Consider the following 17,158-nt stretch of genomic DNA (forward strand, 5'->3'; position numbering starts at 1 on the left):
TCCTCAGAAGTGCCCTCACGTCAAGCGTCGTGCCCGTTTTGGTGCATATAGTTTCGCTATGAGCAACACAGGGGGTCGAGACGGCGGGATCCAGTCCGTGGACCGCGCGATAAGCGTCCTGGAAATACTGGCGCGGCTGGGCGAGGCAGGCGTCAGCGAGGTGGCGGCGGAGATCGACGTCCACAAGTCCACGGCGTTCCGGCTACTCGGCGCCCTCGAGGGTCATGGCCTGGTGGAGCAGGCCACCGACCGGGGCAAGTACCGGCTCGGGTTCGGGCTGATCCCGCTGGCCGGAGCCGTCTCCGACCGCCTCGAGGTCACCCGCCAGGGCCGCCCGGTGTACGAGCAGCTGGCCATCGACCTCGGCGAGACGATCAACATCGCCGTGCTCCAGTCACACTGGGTCGTCAACATCGACCAGGCAATGGGCCCGTCCACCGTGGCCACCCACAACTGGATCGGCCGCCTCACGCCGCTGCACTGCACCTCGAGCGGGAAGGTGCTTCTCGCCCACCTCGACCCGGAGCGCAGGGCCGAACTGCTGGCCGAGGCCGGGATGGAGGCGGTCACCCCGAACACGATCACCTCCCTCGGCGTGCTCGACGCCGAGCTCGCGCAGGTGCGCGAAACCGGACTCGCGGTGGCAATCGAGGAGTACGAGATCGGTCTCAACGCCGCGGCGGCGCCGGTCTGCGACCGCGCGGGCCAGGTGATCGCGGCGCTGACCGTGAGCGGCCCCGCGTACCGCATAGACACCGACCGCCTGAAGGAGCTGGCCGAGCCCCTCCGAACAGCGGCGTCGGAGATGAGCAGGAGGATGGGCTGGTTCAAACCGTGAGATGAACACCAGCGCTGTCTCTCGGTGCGAGACCAACGCTCATGTCGATCTCCCGCCCGGCCGAGCGCCCGCCGGATCTTCGTGGCGATCTCGTCGGGGTCGCCGTACACCTCGTACTTGCTGAAGCGGTACATCCGCCAACCCCGATCCACCAGCGCCGTGTACCGGCTCACGTCGCGCAGAACCCCGTCGCGGCCGCCATGGTCCGCGCCCTCGTACTCGATGCCGATCCGGTGCTCCGGGTACGCCATGTCGAGCCACACCGCCGTGCGGCGGCGATCGTCGAGCACCGGGTACTGCACCTCGGGTGCGGGCAGTCCGCGCAGCACCAGCACGAGACGCAGTCGCGACTCCATGGGCGAGCCGGCGCGCGCGTCCGACAGCCCGACGGCGCGCGGCAGACCGTTGCGGCCACGGGCCCGCGGATAGCGGGCGGCGAGCCGCAGAACCTGCTCGGGCGGGAACCGGCCGCGGTTCGCCAGTGTGTCGATGGCGACCACGGCCTCGACGGGGTCCTGCCACCGTGCCAGGTCGTACGCGGTCCGGAGCGGCGTTGTGACGAGCACCCCCGCGCACCGCTGCACCTCGTCAGGGGCCAGCTGGTCACGATGCAGCAGCAAGCCGGGGTGCGAGCGCGCGCCACTTCCGGGCACCGTCAGCTCCACCGGTGCACCTTGCGGGCTGCACGAGGCACCGAGCAGTTCGGCCGCCGAGTATCCGGACACCACTACGGCCCCCGGCGAGCAGGAAGGCGGCGCGGGCGCGCAGCAGCGGGTCCAGCGGGTGCGCGGAGGCGGCCGCGTAGACGTCGGGGAAGACGCGGACATACCTGCGGCCGCGGAGCTCAGCCTTGGTCACGACCCCGGCCCGCACGGCGACCGACCCGCGAAAGACGGTGGGCCACCACGGCGTGTGGGAACCGGGCGACGGGACGCTCGACACGCCGAGGAGCATCGCGGAGAACGCGCGGCGCTCGCGGGCGTATCAGAAAAACGGCCGTGAGCTGGACATCAGTGCTGTTTCCCGCCGAGAGCCCAGCGCTGACGTCGATCTCGCCCTCGCACGCGTTGTGGATCACAGCCGGACGTCACGTGGGGTGATCGTCCCCTAGCGTGTCGTCGTGCGCTTGCGATCAGCACTCGTCCTCGCCGCCGTGCCCGCTGTGGTCGCCCTCGTCACCGCCGCCGGACCGGCCACGCCGGCGCGGGCCGACGGCGAAGCCGCAGGCGGCAGCCACGCGTGCTCGCCCTCGGTGACCATCAACTCGTTCTCCGACGCGCTCGACAAGACCACGTTCGACAACACGTTCGTCGGCAACTTCTCCGCGCTCGCGGTCGACACGGACGGCAGCATCCTCGCGCTCGGCGACCGGTCGTCGCTGTTCAACCTCGACGGGCGTACCAAGAAGCCCACCAAGGTCGTGCCCCTCGCGGACGAGAACGGCAAGCCGCTCGACTCCGAGGCCATCGTCGTGGATGCCGACGGCACCCGGCTCATCACGTCCGAGGTCGAGCCGTCCATCCGCCGCTACGACCGCGAAGGGCATCTCATCGGCGGCAGCCTCCCCGTCCCGGACGCCCTCCGCGTGGCGCCCGCCGGACGCGCCACCACGAACCTGACGTTCGAGGGCTTGACCATGCAGCCCGGTGACCGCACCCTGATCGCCTCGATGGAGGGTCCGCTCAGCGGTGACCAGCCCGACCTCCACCGCTTCCAGACCTGGACCCGCCCGAACCCGAAGGCGGACTTCACGCTCGGCGCCCAGTACGGCTACCGGGGCGACCCCGGCCTCGGCATCTCCGACATCGCCGCGACCGGCGACGGCCGGCTGCTCGTGCTCGAGCGGGGCTTCACCGAGGGCGTCGGCAACACGGTCCGCCTCTACCTCGCCGACCCGCGCGGCGCCACGGACGTCAGCAAGGTGGAGAACCTCACCCCGCAGACGGACACCCACCTGATCGACAAGACGCTCCTGGCCGACATCGGGAAGTGCCCGACCCTCGGCGCCACCGCCAAGCAGCCGCAACCCAACCCGCTGCTGGACAACATCGAGGGGATCGCCGTCACCCGGCACGAGGGCGGCGGACGCCTGCGGTTGCTGCTGGTCAGCGACGACAACGAGGGCAGCACGCAGATCACCCGGCTCTACTCGATGACCGCCGAGCTCCCGAAGCGCTAGCCGTCTCGGGTAGCGGGGGCAGCGGCGTCAGCTCCTGACGACGATCAGGCGGTCGACGGCTTCACAGTGGCCGGACGCGCAGCACGCCGGTCAGCATCGGGAGGGTGAACTCGCCGCGGGCGGTCTCCGGTCGGCTCGCGAGGTAAGCGCGGATCCGGCCGAGCGTGGCCTCTCGTTCCTGTTCCGGCATGACCAGCACCCCCGCCCTCGTCGCGAGGGCCGCGACGAGGGAGTCGGCGGTGCGGCGCTGCCCGTGCGGGAACTCGGCCTGCTCCGCCGAGCCGAACCGGGCGATCACGCCAGTGCCCGGAAGGTGCGCGTCCGCCGTCTCGGCGCGCCAGCTGCTGAGCGTGTCCCGCGGGCCGATGGCCGCGCTCCCGCTCACCCGCTCGAGTCCGGAAACCCAGTCGACCCGGTTGTCGACGACGTTCCACAGACCGGCCAGGATGCCGCCAGGGACGAGGACCCTGGCTATCTCAGGTCCCGCGACGGCCATGTCGAACCAGTGCAGGGCGTGGCCGGCCAGCACGGCATCGACGGACGCGTCCGGCAGCGGTATCGCCTCGGCGCTGCCCGGCAGGGCACGGACAGCCGGCAGCCCGTGGCGCAGCTCGGTCAGCATCGCCGGGTCGGGCTCGACCGCGATGACCTCGGCGCCCAGCGCGACCAGCGCGGCGGTGAGCTTGCCGGTCCCGGCGCCGAGGTCGAGCACCCGCAGGCCCGGCGCGGGATCGAGCGCCCAACGCACCGCGGCGTGCGCGTAGTCCGGGCGGTGCTCGGCGTATGCGACAGCCGCCGCGCCGAACGACGAGCTGTGAAGTAGCCGTTCCTCGTGTCGCACGCGGTTACCCCCTCTGTGCCGCGAGACCTCGAACCATCCGGGCTCACGCCAGCTGGTCGGCGACCCAGGTGTGGAACTGTCCGATGTGGTGCTCGCTGGGAACGAGCACACCCCCGTCCCGGTAGGCGCGGCTGCTCATCCCGGGCTGGGTGCGCTCGCACGCGTCGAAGTCCTGGGTGTTGACGCGGTGGAACAGCTCTACGGACGGACCGAGGTCACGCCCGCTCGCCACCACCTCCGGTGCGAAGAGCCAGTCGCACTCCACCACCGTGCGGTCGGCGGCGAGCGGGGTCATCCGGAGCACGATCACGTGGTCGGGCACCAGGTTGACGAAGACCTGAGGCTTGATCGTGATCGCGTAGTAGCGGCGGTCCTGGTCGGGGGTGACGCCGGGGAGCCGCTCCGCGCCCGCGCTCCCGTCGACCGTGAACCCGGAGATCTCCGACCCGAACTCGGCGCCGTGGCCCACGTAGTACTGCGCCGCGTACCCGTCGGCGAACTCCGGCAGCACCTCCGTGAGCTCCGGATGGATCGTCGCGCAGTGGTAGCACTCCATGAAGTTCTCGACGATCAGCTTCCAGTTGGCCGCGACGTCATAGGTGATCCGCCTGCCCAGCGCCAGGTGCTCGACGCCGTAGCTGTCGATCGCCGTGAGGTCGCCGAGCCGCGTGACGACCTCGCCCAGCACGTCGGTCTCGAAGGAGGGCGGATCGGGGTCGAGACAGATCCACACGTAGCCCAGCCACTCCCGCAGGTGCACTGCCAGCAGCCCGTACTCGTCGCGGTCGACGTCGGGCATGGACGTCAGGTTCGGCGCCGCGATGAGCTTGCCGGCGAGGTCGTAGGTCCACGCGTGATACGGGCACTGCAGGTTGCGGCGCAGCTGCCCGGACTCCTCCGTGCACAGCCGGGCACCGCGGTGGCGGCAGACGTTGAGGAACGCTCGCACCGCACCGTCGCGGCCCCGGACGAGCACGACGCTCTCCCGGCCCACCGTCACGGCGCGGAACGCGCCGGGCGTGGCGAGGTCGGCCGCGTACGCGACGCACGTCCAGCGGCGTTCGAAGATCCGCTCCTGCTCGGCGGCGAAGACCGACGGGTCGGTGTAGGCCGAGCCGGGAAGCGTACGGATGAGCGACGGCTGCGTGGCGGGCGGCGGACCGTGAGTCGTGGAGACGGTCATGGGAACCTCCGCGGGTCGAAGAGGGCGATCGGGTGGGCCGTGGCCCCGGTGGTGGCGAGGTCGGCGAGGATCTCCCCGACGACCGGCACGAACTTGAACCCGTGCCCCGAGAACCCGCAGGCCACGGTGACGTTGGCGTGCTCGGGGTGGGTGGCGATCACGAAGTGCTCGTCGGGCGTGGTGGTGTACATGCAGGGCACGGTCCGCAGTACCGGACCGACGAGCCCGGGCAGGGTGTCGCCGACGCGGGCACGCATCTCCTGTACCTCGGCGTCGGTGACCACGCGGTCGAGTGCGTCCGGGTCCGCGTCACGGCCGCGGCGGAAGAACGCGACCTTCACCCCGCCGTCCGGGCCGTCCATCGCGGGGAAGCCGTAGATCTGCGCGCCCCCCGCTTGTTCTGCCACGTAGACGGGATTGGCCGAGAACGGCTCGACACCTCCGGGCGGGGCGAACCAGTACTGCACCTGGCGTTCGACGCGCAGCGGCAGGCCGAGGTCGGCGAGCACCGTGGGCGCCCACGCTCCTGGTGAGATCACGAGCCGTTCCGCGCGGTGCTCGCCCTCGGCGGTGCGGACGCACACGCCGTCGCCCGTCGCGTCCCAGGACAGCACCTGCTGGCCGAACCGCAGGTCGGCCCCGTCGCGGGCGGCGAGCTCGAGGTGTGCGGCCACGGCCGCCTCGGGACGGACGAAGCCCGCGCGCTCCTCGAACACGGCGAGCTCGTCGGCGGCCGGGGCGAACGTCGGGAAGCGGGCCCGCACGGCGTCGGGCTCCAGCACCTCGTGCGGCAGGTCCCACTCCTGCGCCGCCCGGAGGCTTCCGGCGAACGTCGTGCTGTCCGGCGGCCCCAGGTAGAGGCCGCCGGTGAGGGTGAGCAGGTCGGCGTCGGCCTCCTTCTCCGCCTCGGCCCACAGCTCGTAGGCCCGCAGCAGCAGCGGGACGTACGCGGGGTCCTCGAAGTAGGACTGCCGGATGATCCGCGAGCCTCCGTGGCTCGAGCCGCGGTCGTGGGCGGGGGTGAACCGCTCCAGCCCGAGCACGCGCTTGCCCCGGGCGGCGAGGTGCCGGGCCGCGGCCGAGCCCATCCCGCCGAGCCCCACCACGATCACCTCGTAGCTACTCACGAGCGAATCCGTTTCATCTCGGGGTCGAAGAGGGGCTCGGCGGCCACCACCGCCGGTAGTCGCTCGCCGAAGTACTCCACGTGCACCGGGGTGCCGGGCTCGGCGGCTGCCGCCGGCAGCCACGCGTAGGCGATGCTCGCGTCGATCGTGTAGCCGTAGGCCGCGCTGGTGACGTACCCAGCGGGAGTGCCGTCATGCCATACCGGCTCCTTGCCCATGACGACGTGCGCAGGGTCGTCGAGCAGGAGGGGGACGAGCCGCCGGGCGGGCGTCTCTCGCCCCGCGATCGCGGAGCTCCCGACGTAGTCGCCGGGGCGCACCGCGAAACCCAGCCCGGCCTCGTACGGGTCGTGTTCGGTGGTCATGTCGGTGCCTGCGCTGCGGTAGCCCTTCTCCAGCCGCAGCGAGTTGAACGCGCTGCGGCCCGCCGCGATCACGCCGTGGCGTTGCCCGGCCTCCCAGAGCACATCCCACAGCCGCAGCCCGAGCTCGGCGCTCGTGTAGAGCTCCCAGCCCAGCTCGCCGACGTACGACAGTCGCATCGCGGTGACGGGCACGGCGTCCACGTGGATGCTGCGGGCCCGGAAGTAGCCGAACCCGGCGTGCGAGACGTCATCGGAGGTGACCGACGCCAGCACATCGCGGGCTCGCGGTCCCCACAGCCCGATGCAGCAGGTGGCGCCCGTGATGTCGCGGATGACGACGTCGTCGCCCGCCTCGCGGGTGAGCCGGTCGAGATCCAGGTTGCCGTTGGCGCCGACCTGGAACCGCTGCTCCCCCAGCCGCGCGACGGTGAGGTCGCTGCGCACGCCGCCGGACGATTCCAGCAGCAGCGTGTACGTCACTGCGCCGGGTTTCTTGTCGAGGTTGTTGGTGGTGAGCCGCTGCAGCAGATCCAGCGCACCGGGGCCGCTGACCTCCAGCCGCTTGAGCGGGGTCATGTCGTACATCGCCACGCGGTCGCGCGTGACCAGCGCTTCGGCCCCCGCGATCGGCGACCAGAACCGCGACGCCCACTCCCCGCGCTCCGGGATGCGGGAGACCTCCGGCAGGCCTGCGTTGGCCTCGAACCAGTGCGGACGCTCCCAGCCCGCGGCCTCCAGGAACACGGCCCCGAGCTCCACCTGCCTGGCGTGGAACGGGCTCACCCGCAACGGACGCGGCTGCGCAGGCGGCTCCAGCGGATGCAGGATGTCGTAGACCTCCACGAAGTTCTGCGCACTGCGGGTGCTGACGTAGGACGGCGCGAGCTGTGCCTCCTCGAACCGGTTGAGGTCGCATTCGTGCAGGTCGACGCCCGGCTCCCCGTCCACCAGCCAGCGCGCGAGCGCCTGCCCGACGCCGCAGGAGTGGGTCACCCAGACCGCCTCGGCCACCCAGAAGCCGGCCAGTCCCGGGTGCTCCCCTATGAGCGGCGTCCCATCGGGCGTGAAGGAGAAGATGCCGTTGAAGCCGGTGTCGATCTCGGCGTCACGCAGCGCGGGCAACAGCTCGCGTGCGTCGGCCCAGGACGGCGCGAAGTCCTCGGGCGTGAAGCCCAGGACGCTCGGCATGCCTTCCGCAGGCAGCGCGTCGAGGTCCACCGGCATCGGGCGGTGGGCGTAGGAGCCGATGCCGACCCGGTCGACGTGCTCTCGGAAGTACAGATCACGATCCTGGTGACGCAGGATCGGCGCGCTCGCCTCGGCGGCTTCCGTGTTCCGCCCGGCCAGCGCGGCCACCGGCGTGGTCGTCACGTACTGGTGGGCCATCGGCAGCAGCGGGATCGTCAGGTCCACCAGCGCACCGGTCTTCGGACCCCAGAACCCGGTGGCGGAGACAACGAGATCGGCGGGGACGTCGCCACGGTCGGTGCGCACGCCGGTGACGCGACCGGACCCCGACAGCACATCGAGCACGCGGTGGTTGCCGAGCACCCGGGCTCCGCGGTCGGTGGCGCGAGCGAGCTGAGCAGCGACGGCCCGCGGTGCCTTCGCCAGACCGTCCGTGGGGGTGTGGAACCCGCCGAGCACCCGGGCGGCGTCGACGAGCGGGTGCATGGCCGCGCACTCGTCCGGGCCGACGAGGCGCGACTCGATGCCCCAGCTCGTGGCGAAACCGTGCCGGCGGCGCAGCTCGGCGAGCCGCTCGGGCGTGGTGGCGACCTCGAGGCCCCCTACGGGGTTGAAGCACCACGACCCGTCCGGCCCTGCCAGCGCGGAGAGCTTCTCGACGGTGTAGCGGGCGAAGCCGGCCATCGTTTTCGACGGGTTGGTCTGGAACACCAGGCCCGGAGCGTGGGAGGAGGACCCGCCGGGCAGCGGGAGTGCGCCCTGGTCGAGCACGGTGACGTCGGTCCAGCCGCGCGCGGTGAGCTCATCGGCTACCGCGGCGCCGACGACGCCTGCCCCGATGACGACCACCCGGGGGGAGCCGCTCACGACGCGGCTTCTAGCTCATCGGCCCCGGCGAGGACGACGTAGACGGCGTTGTTCTCGATGACGACCCGGTGGGTGCGGACCGGTTCGCGAGCGAGGAGACCGTCCGGTTCTCCGGTGCGCAGGTCGAATATCGCCGCATGTAACGGGCACTCGACTTCGCAACCCTCGAGCCAACCGTCGGCGAGCGAGGCATCCTGGTGGGTGCAGGTGTCGTCGATCGCGTAGAGCTCGCCGTCGCTGGTGTGGAACACCGAGACCGGCGGGTCGAGCGGGAGGCGGCGGGCACTTCCGCGAGGAAGATCGGTGAGCGGGCAGACGTGGATCATGGGGAGTCTCCCGAAGCGCTGTGCGAAACGTGGTGCACGACGCGCAACAGAGTTCGCTGCCAAACCGGCAACGTCAAGGGCCAAAGGCCTGTGAAAAATGACCGTAACCTGGCGATTCGGTCAGGTTCTCGGTCAGCGGGCGCCGGTGGACTCTGTTAACGGCAGCGGGCGGCTGGCGCCCGAGGCCAGCAACCCCAGAACCAGAGCGCCCAGCACCACGAACAGGGCGCGCAGGATGCCCGCGTGCTCGGCCAGCAGGCCGATCAACGGCGGCCCCGCCAGGAACGCCGTGTAGCCGATCGAGCTCACCACCGAGACCCGCGCGGCCGCACGGGCGGGATCGTCCGCGGCCGCGCTCATCCCGACGGGGAAGCCGAGCGAGGCGCCGAGCCCCCAGAGCAGAGCCCCGCAGAGGGCGACGGGCGTGGAGCCGCCCAGCGCCACGAGGAGAAGGCCGGCGAGGGCGATCACAGCGGTCGCGCGAAGCACGGCGACCCGCCCGAATCGTTCGAGCGCGGAGCCGCCGACCAGCCGCCCGATCGTCATCGCGCTGACGAAGAACCCGAAGGCGACGGCCCCGACCGCTTCGCCGGAGCCGTAGCCGTCGACGATCGCGATGGCGATCCAGTCGTTGGCCGAGCCCTCCGTGAAGGCGAACCCGAGCACCAGCAGCCCGACGAGGAGCGTGCGCGGCTCACGCCACGCGGCAAGGACACCAGCACCCGCGGCCTTCTCCTCCGCGGTGGCCACCTGGACGGGCAGGAACCGCCGGGTGGCGACGGTGACCACCGCCGGCAGCAGCGCGGCGACCACCAAGATCTGCACCGCGACGGGCACACCCATCGCGGCCGACGCGGCTCCCAGACCGGCGCCGGTGACGGTGCCGAGGCTGAACGCGGCGTGCAGCCGGGGCATGAGCGAGCGACCGAGCCTGCGCTCGACGTCGGCACCCTCGACATTCATCGCGACGTCCCAGACCCCCGTGCCCAGCCCGGCGAACACGAGCCCGATCGCCGCTGGAGCGACCGACCCGGTGAACAGTCCGATGACCAGCAACGCCAGTCCGACGCACTCCGACAAGGCTCCCGCGAGCACCGCGCGGCCAGGACCGAGCCGGTGGACGATCGGCCCCGAGAGCGGCAGCCCGGCGACGGCGCCGGTGGACAGGCACAGCAGGAGCAGGCCCAACTGCCCCGCCGACAGCCCCAGCACGTCGCGGATCGCGGGAGTGCGGGAGATGAACGACGCGAACGCGAGCCCGTTCGCGGCGAACGCGACGACGACGGCGGTACGGGCACGAAGGACCTCGGCGGCGGCGGGCGGGGCCCCGGTCGTCGTCACATGCACTCCTTGTCGAATCGATTCGATCGACGACACCGTACGCGGTCGACCCGGCCGGGTTCAACCTGTAATCACGTAGCCCCGCTACCGTTCGAGGGTGTCCACCCGCCCGACGCTCGCATCCGTCGCGGCGCGCGCCGGCGTCTCGCCCTCCACCGCGTCGCTGGCGTTCTCCGGCAGCCCGCGCGTCACGCCCGGCACCCGGGAGCGGGTGCTGACCGCAGCGGCCGAACTCGGCTACGCCGGGCCCGACCCGCTGGCCGCCTCGCTGCGCCGCGGCCGCAGCGGGGTCATCGGCGCGTTCGTCGGCGAGCGACTGCTCTACGCCTTCCGCGACCCCGTGGCCGTCCAACTGCTGGACGGGATCACCGGCGTGCTCGGCTCGCACGGCGTCGGGCTGCTACTGCTCGCCGGCGACGCAGGGCGCCCCTCCACCGAGCAGATCGGCCGCATCCCGCTCGACGCCGCGATCTTCGCCACCTGCGGGCTCGAGGACGATCCCGCGCTCGACCGGCTGCGAGCCCGCGGCGTACCCCTCGTCGTCGTCGAGGGCCCGGCGCTGGAGGGGGTCGTGCTCATCGACATCGACGACCGGCGCGGCACCCGTGACCTCGCCCGGCACCTGCACGAGCTCGGCCACCGCCGGGTCGAGATTCTCTCGATGCCCCTGCGCCTCGACGGCCGTTGTGGCCCCGTCGACGCCGCCCGCCGGGCCCGGGCCCACTACCGCGACGTACGGCACCGGCTGGAAGGCGTGGAGGACGTGTTCGGTCCTGTGCCCGCGTTCGAGACGGCCAGCAACGCCGTCGACGAGGGCGCCGCGGCAGCGCGCGTGCTGCTGGACGTTCCGGCACACCGGCGCCCCACCGCCGTGATCGCACAGAGCGACGTGCTCGCCGCCGGCGTGCTGCAGGCGGCCAAGGAGCTGGGACTGCGGGTGCCGGAGGACGTCAGCGTCGCGGGGTTCGACGGTGCCGACCTGCCCTGGCTGGGCGCCACCCGCCTCACCACGGTGGTACAGCCGACCGACGAGAAGGGCCGCGCCGCCGCCGAGGCCGCGATGGAGCTCGTCGAGGGGCGACGGCCGCCTGACCTGACGCTGCCGGTGTCGCTGCGAATAGGCACGACAAGCGGCCCACCCCCCGCCTGACCCACCACCCGCGAGTCGCCCGGTTCCCGCCGGCGCCGCGCGCCCGACCGTCCGACGTATACCGAATACGGTGCTCGCGCACACGTCATCCGGCGCGAGACATATCCTCCCGGATCATGCGTGCCTCCGCCGATGCGTCCTCCCCCGCTCCGCGCGGGCGTCGCGACGAGCGCACGGCGGCCAGCCGCGCCCAGATCCTCGACGCGGCGGTCGCCTGCCTCGTCGAATCCGGATATGCCGGTGCGACGACCCTGCAGATCCAGGCCCGGGCCGGAGTGTCCCGCGGCCGGCTGCTTCACCACTTCCCGTCACGCGAGCAGTTGCTCGTCGCGGCGTCCCAGCACCTGTCCACCCAGCGGCTCCGCCGGAACGGCGAACGCATCAAGAGCCTCGCGGGCGGACTGACGGGCGCCGAGCGCCTGGACCGTGCCATCGAACTGATGTGGGAGGCCTTCTCCGAACCGCATTTCTGGGCGGCCGTGGAACTGTGGACGGCGGCGCGCACCAACAAGGAACTGCGCGCCGCGCTGCTGGTCCACGAACGGGAGATCGGCGCGGCCATCAAGGCCGGACTCGACCGGTTCTACGGACCGGAGCTCGTCGCGCACCCGCGCTATCCGGAGGTCCGCGACCTGCTGTTCACCAGCATGCGTGGGGTCGGGCTCGCCTACGCGCTGGAACACCGCGACCCGAGCACCGACCCCCATCTCCCCCTCTGGAAACAGACAGCCCGAACCCTCCTGACCTGACAGCTTCAGCGGGAGGGGAGGATGCGGCCGCGGACCTCGCCCAGGCCGATGCGGGTGCCGGCCGTGCCGGGGGCGGTGCCGGTGATCGCGACCTCGTCGCCGTCCTCGAGGAACGTGCGGGTGCTCTCGTCGGCCAGCGTGATCGGCTCGGACCCGCCCCAGCTCAGTTCCAGCAGCGAGCCCCGCTGGTCCTTCTCCGGGCCGGACACCGTGCCGCTCGCGAAGACGTCCCCGGGACGCAGCGACGCCCCGTTGACGGTCAGGTGCGCGAGCTGTTGGGCAGCCGTCCAGTACATGGTGGCGAACGGCGGGCGGGACACCACGTGGCCGTTGAGCGCCACCTCCAGCTCCAGGTCCAGCCCCCGCTCGTCGACGTCGCACAGGTAGGGCAGCAACGGCGGGTCACGCGGCGGCGGGGCGACGCGGGCGGCCTCCAGCGCGTCCAGCGGCACCACCCACGGCGAGACGGAGGTGGCGAACGACTTGCCGAGGAACGGTCCGAGCGGCGTGGACTCCCACGACTGGATGTCTCGCGCGGACCAGTCGTTGAGCAGAAACATCCCGAACACGTGCTCGGCGAACTCACCCACCGCGACCGACTCGCCGACCCGCGTGCTCGTGCCGACGACGAACCCGACCTCGGCCTCGATGTCCAGCCGCGTCGAGGGCCCGAACTCCGGTCCGCCCTCGCCCCGGCGCTGTCCCTTGGGCCTGACGATGTCGGTGCCGGACACCACGATCGTCCCGGTGCGCCCGTGGTAGCCGATGGGGAGGTGCTTCCAGTTCGGCGAGAGCGGCTCGGAGCCGGGCCGGAAGATCCGTCCGACGTTCCTGGCGTGGTGCTCGCTGGAGTAGAAGTCGACGTAGTCCCCGACCTCGACGGGCAGGTGCAGCCGCACATCGTCGGCCGCCAGAAGATGAGGCCGCAGCGCGTCAGCGGGCCCGTGAACCCACTCCACGAGACGCTCGCGCAGCTCAGTCCACGTGCGACGTCCAGCGGCCAGCAAGGGGTTGAGCGTGGGGGTGGCGAGCAGCGACACCAGCTCGGTAGCCCCGCCCGACTCCGCCAAGGGGACGACGTCGAGCACGTGGTCGCCGATCGCGACGCCGACGCGCCTGCGGGGGTCTCTGGGCACGGAGAACACGCAGTAGGGGAGGTTCGCCGCGCCGAACAGTGTGCTCCCGGGAAGCTCGATCACGCGCCGGGTCCCCGTCCCGACCACGTCCAGGGATAGCCCGGGTCCTCGGAGGCCCATCCGCCCTCGCCGAGCTCGAACGGCCGGAACGTGTCGACCATGACCGCGAGCTCGTCGACCTCCTGCACGCCGATGCTGCGCTCGTACGCACCGGGCTGCGGGCCGTGGCTGTGGCCGCCGGGGTGCAGCGAGATCGAACCCTGCCCGATGCCCGAACCCCTGCGCGCCTCGTAGCTCCCGCCGCAGTAGAACATGACCTCGTCGGAGTCCACATTGGAGTGGTAGTAGGGCACGGGTATCGACAACGGGTGGTAGTCCACCTTTCGCGGCACGAAGTTGCAGATCACGAACCCGTCGCCCTCGAACACCTGGTGCACCGGCGGCGGCTGATGCACCCGGCCCGTGATCGGCTCGAAGTCGGAGACGTTGAACGTGTACGGGTACAGGCAGCCGTCCCAGCCGACCACGTCGAAGGGGTGGGCCGGGTAGACGTACCGAGTGCCCGTGATCCCCCGGCTGCCCCGGTGCTTCACCAGCACCTCCACGTCCGTGCCCTCGACGATCAGCGGCTCGCCCGGGCCGTGCAGGTCACGCTCGCAGTACGGCGCGGTCTCCAGCAGCTGCCCGAAGCGCGTCAGGTAGCGCTTGGGCGGGGCGATGTGCGAGTTCGCCTCGATGACGTAGAGCCGCAGCGGTCCGGAGCCGACGGGCACCCAGCGGTGGGTGGTGGACCGGGGAAGGATCACGTAGTCGCCCTGCCGCACGTCCAGGACTCCGAACACCGTCTCGACGGTGGCCGACCCGGACTCGACGTACACGCACTCGTCGCCGAGCGCGTTGCGGTACAGCGGCGACGACTCCCCCGCGACGACGTAGGAGATCCGCACGTCGGCGTTGCCCAACACGAGACGCCGCCCGATCACGGCGTCCACGGCCTTCCAGTCCTCACCAGGGAACAGGTCGTGCAGCTTCAGGTGCCGTGGAACCAGCGGGTGGTTCGGCGTGGTGTCGACGCCCAGGAGCTCCCAGGGGCTCGCGTCGACGATCGCCGAGGGAATGCTGCGGTGGTAGAGCAATGCGGAGTCCGACGAGAAGCCTTCCTCCCCCATCAGCTCCTCGTAGTAGAGCCCGCCATCAGGCGTCCGGAACTGCGTGTGCCGCTTGGGCGGCACCTCACCGGACCGTCGGTAGTACGCCATGCTCGCTCTCCTCCCGGTCCATGACAATCGCCAGCGCGCGGTGCAGTGCACCCACGATGGTGGCCGACGACGGTCGCTCCAGCACGGCGGCGACGTGTGCGTCGGGCCGCACCACCCAGACCTCCCCGGGCCGCGCATCCAGTGCCCCGGTCAGCAGACCCGTCGGATCCCCTGCCGCGAGCTCCAGCACACGCACCGGCGCCTGCACACTCTGCGCGGCCTCACGCGCCGCCGCCACGTCGGCGCCGGGCATCGTGAGCAGCAGGAACCCGTCGCGGGCGAGCGTCCGGAAGCGGTGCGAGCCGTCCCACACGCCGTCGGGGACCAGGATCCCGGGCCCGGGGGCCGGTGCGGTCCCGCGCGCCGGCCGCCCCGCGAACGGACGGGCGGAACTGGGCGTGGTCAGCGGTGAGTCGGCGTACCAGAACGCCTCCGCGAGCCGTCCGGAGTCGACGAGCGCGTGAGCGGCCGGATCCGCAGCGGAGCGGGAGAGCACGTCGCGGCGGTGCGCGGCCTGCTCGGGGGTGCGCGGCACGAGGAAGTCCATCGTCGCAGTGGTGACCGCGAGGTTCTCCCGCGCGGCGGCGTGGCGCTCGTGGTGGTAGCTCTCGAGCAGTTGCTCCGGCGCCCAGCCCCGCAGGACGAACGCGATCTTCCAGGCGGCGTTCTCGGCGTCGGGCACCCCGGAGTTGAGTCCCCGGGCACCGAACGGGGCCACGAGATGCGCGGCGTCCCCGGCGAGCAGCACTCGCCCGACGCGCATCCGGTCGACGCAGCGGGAGTGGAAGCGGTACACCGACTGCCACACCACCTCGTACGGACGGTCCCCGATCACTGCGCGGATCCGCCGGTCCAGGGCTCCGGAGCTCACCTCGGCGTCGAGGTCGAACTCCGCGGGCACCTGCCAGTCGATGCGGAACGTCGAGTCCGGGCAGGGATGCACGAGCACCTGACGACCGGGGTTCCAATGCGGGTCGAAGTGGAAGTGCCGCTCGCTCGCCCGCTCGGGCAGGTCGGTGCGGATGTCGCAGATGAGGAAACGGTCGTCGAAGGAATGCCCGTCGAACGTGACGCCGAGCAGCGCACGCAGCTCGTCGCAGCGCGCCCCGGCCGCCAGCACGGCGAACGACGCGTCCACGCGTGTGCCGTCGTCGCAGGTCAGCTCCACCCCGTCGGAATCCTGCCTGAGCGCGACGACCCGCTGCCCCCACCGCACCTCGACCAGCGGCTGCGCGGCGACGCACTCGTCGAGGATCTCCTCGGTGCGCGACTGCGAGATGTTCACGAACGGCGGGAACGGCGAGCGGCCCGCGTCGACGAAGGTGTGGCTGAACAGCTCGGCGCCACGGTGGTAGGTCCGCGCGGTGGTCCACGTGACACCCTCGGCCGCGATCCGCGCCCCGGCGCCGACGGCGTCCCAGATGTCGAGGACGTCGCGCTGCTGGCAGATCGACTTCGAGCCGACGTGGTCGCGGGCGGCTCGCTGGTCCAGCACCACCGTTCGCACGCCCCAGCGGGCGAGCAGCAGCGCGGCGGTCTGGCCGACCGGCCCGTTCCCGACGACCGCGACCGGCTTCATGACTGGAGCTGGTCCCAGACCTCTCGGTCCCGCTCGGCCGTCCAGATGATCGGGCGCTCCACGCCGGACAGCTCGTCCCACACGCGGGCGACGTCGAAGGGAAGGCAGTGCTCGAAGATCGGCCAGTGCCCGTACTGGTCGACGAGCGCGTTGTGGCTGCGCTCGAACGCATCCTTGAGAGTGCCGCCGCGCCGCTGCACGCCGGTGACCTCGCGGATCAGCACCTGCAGGAAATACCGCGTCTGGTCGATGGCCGATCCGACGGCCGACGTCCCGCGGCTCACGCCTCCGCGCCCGCCGACCAGCATCTCCGCTCCGAGCGCCGCGACCCGGTCGAGGGTGGTGGTCGCCCACTCGCGGTGGAACGCGTCGCCGGTGTAGAGGGCCGCCTGGGCCTCCACGAGGTCGCCGGCGAACAGGATCCGGTGCCGCGGCAGCCAGGCCACGATGTCGCCCTCGGTGTGCCCGAGACCGCAGTACTGCAGCACCAGGTCGCCCCGCTCCCCGCCGAGGTCGATGGTCATCCGGTCGGCGAACGTCAGGGTGGGCCAGGTGAGCCCAGGAACGGAGTCGGCGCCGTCGGCGAGGCGCGGCATCCGCGCGAACTCGCTCTCCCAGTCCTCCTTGCCCCGCTCCGCCACCAGCGCCCTGGTCTTCTCATGGGACACGATGATCTCGGCGTCGAAGGCGGACGCACCGAGCACGCGCACGGCGTGATAATGGCTCAGCACGAGGTAGCGCACCGGCTTGTCGGTGTGCTCGCGTAGCCGGGCCAGCCATTTCCGCGCCGCGACGGGGGTGGCGAGCGCCTCGAAACAGACGAGGAAGTCCTCCCCCTCGATGGCGCCGATATTGGGGTCGCCCTCGGCGGTCAGCGCGTAGACGCCGTCGGCGAGCACCTCGAGGGTCTGCTCCTTCGCCGACAGGTCCGTGGACGATGCGAATGGCTTCGTTGCCATTGACGCCTCCCTTTCGATCAAAGCTTTGATCAATTGGGACGGTACCCGGGTCGGGTCCTCACCGGAACCCT

Annotated in this window: 15 protein-coding genes and 1 pseudogene; 4 read left to right on the plus strand and 12 right to left on the minus strand. The window is 71.7% G+C overall.

Going from position 1 to position 17,158, the window contains the following annotated elements; genetic code table 11:
* The first annotated feature begins 58 nt into the window (after positions 1–58).
* On the plus strand, positions 59–838 hold the full coding sequence (locus ABD743_RS02500) for an IclR family transcriptional regulator (RefSeq protein WP_344718339.1): 780 nt from the start codon (positions 59–61) through the stop codon (positions 836–838).
* Between the two features lie 74 nt (positions 839–912).
* On the opposite strand, the pseudogene ABD743_RS44380 reads toward ABD743_RS02500, so the two are convergent.
* Positions 913–1,194, minus strand: a pseudogene (locus ABD743_RS44380) (DUF559 domain-containing protein); the annotation flags it as partial.
* Positions 1,195–1,441: 247 nt separating this feature from the next.
* Positions 1,442–1,780, minus strand: a complete 339-nt coding sequence (locus ABD743_RS02505) for a hypothetical protein (protein ID WP_344718341.1) — start codon at positions 1,778–1,780, stop codon at positions 1,442–1,444.
* A gap of 178 nt (positions 1,781–1,958) precedes the next feature.
* Here ABD743_RS02505 and ABD743_RS02510 point away from each other — a divergent pair, with 178 nt between their 5' ends.
* Entirely contained in the window at positions 1,959–3,017 is a 1,059-nt protein-coding gene (locus ABD743_RS02510) for an esterase-like activity of phytase family protein (RefSeq protein ID WP_344718343.1), read from the plus strand.
* A gap of 61 nt (positions 3,018–3,078) precedes the next feature.
* Here ABD743_RS02510 and ABD743_RS02515 read toward each other — a convergent pair whose 3' ends face one another.
* From ABD743_RS02515 to ABD743_RS02540, 6 genes are all read right to left on the minus strand, one after another.
* Positions 3,079–3,858 carry a class I SAM-dependent methyltransferase gene (locus tag ABD743_RS02515; protein WP_344718345.1) on the minus strand — a complete coding sequence of 260 codons (780 nt, stop codon included), beginning with the start codon at positions 3,856–3,858 and terminating at the stop codon, positions 3,079–3,081.
* Between the two features lie 43 nt (positions 3,859–3,901).
* A complete protein-coding gene (locus ABD743_RS02520; RefSeq protein WP_344718347.1) occupies positions 3,902–5,041 on the minus strand; it encodes an aromatic ring-hydroxylating oxygenase subunit alpha in 1,140 nt (379 codons plus the stop codon).
* A complete protein-coding gene (gene solA / locus ABD743_RS02525; RefSeq protein ID WP_344718349.1) occupies positions 5,038–6,168 on the minus strand; it encodes an N-methyl-L-tryptophan oxidase in 1,131 nt (376 codons plus the stop codon). The genes ABD743_RS02520 and solA overlap by 4 nt, the downstream gene beginning before the upstream one ends.
* On the minus strand, positions 6,165–8,588 hold the full coding sequence (locus ABD743_RS02530; RefSeq protein WP_344718351.1) for a GcvT family protein: 2,424 nt from the start codon (positions 8,586–8,588) through the stop codon (positions 6,165–6,167). The genes solA and ABD743_RS02530 overlap by 4 nt, the downstream gene beginning before the upstream one ends.
* Positions 8,585–8,914, minus strand: coding sequence for a bifunctional 3-phenylpropionate/cinnamic acid dioxygenase ferredoxin subunit (locus tag ABD743_RS02535; protein ID WP_344718353.1), 330 nt, complete (start codon positions 8,912–8,914; stop codon positions 8,585–8,587). Before ABD743_RS02535 ends, ABD743_RS02530 begins: the two co-directional genes overlap by 4 nt.
* A 132-nt stretch (positions 8,915–9,046) precedes the next feature.
* Positions 9,047–10,255, minus strand: coding sequence for an MFS transporter (locus ABD743_RS02540; protein ID WP_344718355.1), 1,209 nt, complete (start codon positions 10,253–10,255; stop codon positions 9,047–9,049).
* A gap of 97 nt (positions 10,256–10,352) precedes the next feature.
* Between ABD743_RS02540 and ABD743_RS02545 the strand changes: the two genes are divergently transcribed.
* Together ABD743_RS02545 and ABD743_RS02550 are read left to right on the plus strand one after the other, a co-directional pair.
* On the plus strand, positions 10,353–11,405 hold the full coding sequence (locus tag ABD743_RS02545; protein ID WP_344718358.1) for a LacI family DNA-binding transcriptional regulator: 1,053 nt from the start codon (positions 10,353–10,355) through the stop codon (positions 11,403–11,405).
* Positions 11,406–11,521: 116 nt separating this feature from the next.
* The gene (locus ABD743_RS02550) at positions 11,522–12,154 is read left to right on the plus strand and encodes a TetR/AcrR family transcriptional regulator (protein WP_344718360.1); all 633 of its coding nucleotides are present in this window, start codon (positions 11,522–11,524) and stop codon (positions 12,152–12,154) included.
* Positions 12,155–12,159: 5 nt separating this feature from the next.
* On the opposite strand, the gene fahA is transcribed toward ABD743_RS02550, so the two are convergent.
* From fahA to ABD743_RS02570, 4 genes are read right to left on the minus strand one after another with little or no spacing between them, the layout of a single operon-like run.
* Positions 12,160–13,410 (minus strand): fumarylacetoacetase, encoded by a 1,251-nt coding sequence (fahA, locus tag ABD743_RS02555; RefSeq protein ID WP_417715956.1) that lies wholly within the window; start codon positions 13,408–13,410, stop codon positions 12,160–12,162.
* Positions 13,350–14,549: a homogentisate 1,2-dioxygenase gene (locus ABD743_RS02560; protein WP_344718364.1), complete on the minus strand. Its 1,200-nt coding sequence runs from the start codon at positions 14,547–14,549 to the stop codon at positions 13,350–13,352. Before ABD743_RS02560 ends, fahA begins: the two co-directional genes overlap by 61 nt.
* Positions 14,524–16,128: an FAD-dependent monooxygenase gene (locus tag ABD743_RS02565; RefSeq protein WP_344718366.1), complete on the minus strand. Its 1,605-nt coding sequence runs from the start codon at positions 16,126–16,128 to the stop codon at positions 14,524–14,526. The genes ABD743_RS02560 and ABD743_RS02565 overlap by 26 nt, the downstream gene beginning before the upstream one ends.
* Entirely contained in the window at positions 16,125–17,087 is a 963-nt protein-coding gene (locus tag ABD743_RS02570; RefSeq protein WP_344718368.1) for an MBL fold metallo-hydrolase, read from the minus strand. The genes ABD743_RS02565 and ABD743_RS02570 overlap by 4 nt, the downstream gene beginning before the upstream one ends.
* Positions 17,088–17,158: the final 71 nt, after the last annotated feature.

Source organism: Pseudonocardia yunnanensis (genome assembly GCF_039534065.1).
Classification (GTDB): Bacteria; Actinomycetota; Actinomycetes; order Mycobacteriales; family Pseudonocardiaceae; genus Pseudonocardia; species Pseudonocardia yunnanensis.

What these genes read in the sequence shown, in the direction of transcription:
- ABD743_RS02500 (WP_344718339.1), top strand. Translation starts at nt 59, where the DNA reads ATGAGCAACACAGGGGGTCGAGACGGCGGGATCCAGTCCGTGGACCGC.
- ABD743_RS02520 (WP_344718347.1), bottom strand. Translation starts at nt 5,041, where the DNA reads ATGACCGTCTCCACGACTCACGGTCCGCCGCCCGCCACGCAGCCGTCG.
- ABD743_RS02535 (WP_344718353.1), bottom strand. Translation starts at nt 8,914, where the DNA reads ATGATCCACGTCTGCCCGCTCACCGATCTTCCTCGCGGAAGTGCCCGC.
- ABD743_RS02550 (WP_344718360.1), top strand. Translation starts at nt 11,522, where the DNA reads ATGCGTGCCTCCGCCGATGCGTCCTCCCCCGCTCCGCGCGGGCGTCGC.
- fahA (WP_417715956.1), bottom strand. Translation starts at nt 13,410, where the DNA reads ATGGGCCTCCGAGGACCCGGGCTATCCCTGGACGTGGTCGGGACGGGG.
- ABD743_RS02560 (WP_344718364.1), bottom strand. Translation starts at nt 14,549, where the DNA reads ATGGCGTACTACCGACGGTCCGGTGAGGTGCCGCCCAAGCGGCACACG.
- ABD743_RS02565 (WP_344718366.1), bottom strand. Translation starts at nt 16,128, where the DNA reads ATGAAGCCGGTCGCGGTCGTCGGGAACGGGCCGGTCGGCCAGACCGCC.
- ABD743_RS02570 (WP_344718368.1), bottom strand. Translation starts at nt 17,087, where the DNA reads ATGGCAACGAAGCCATTCGCATCGTCCACGGACCTGTCGGCGAAGGAG.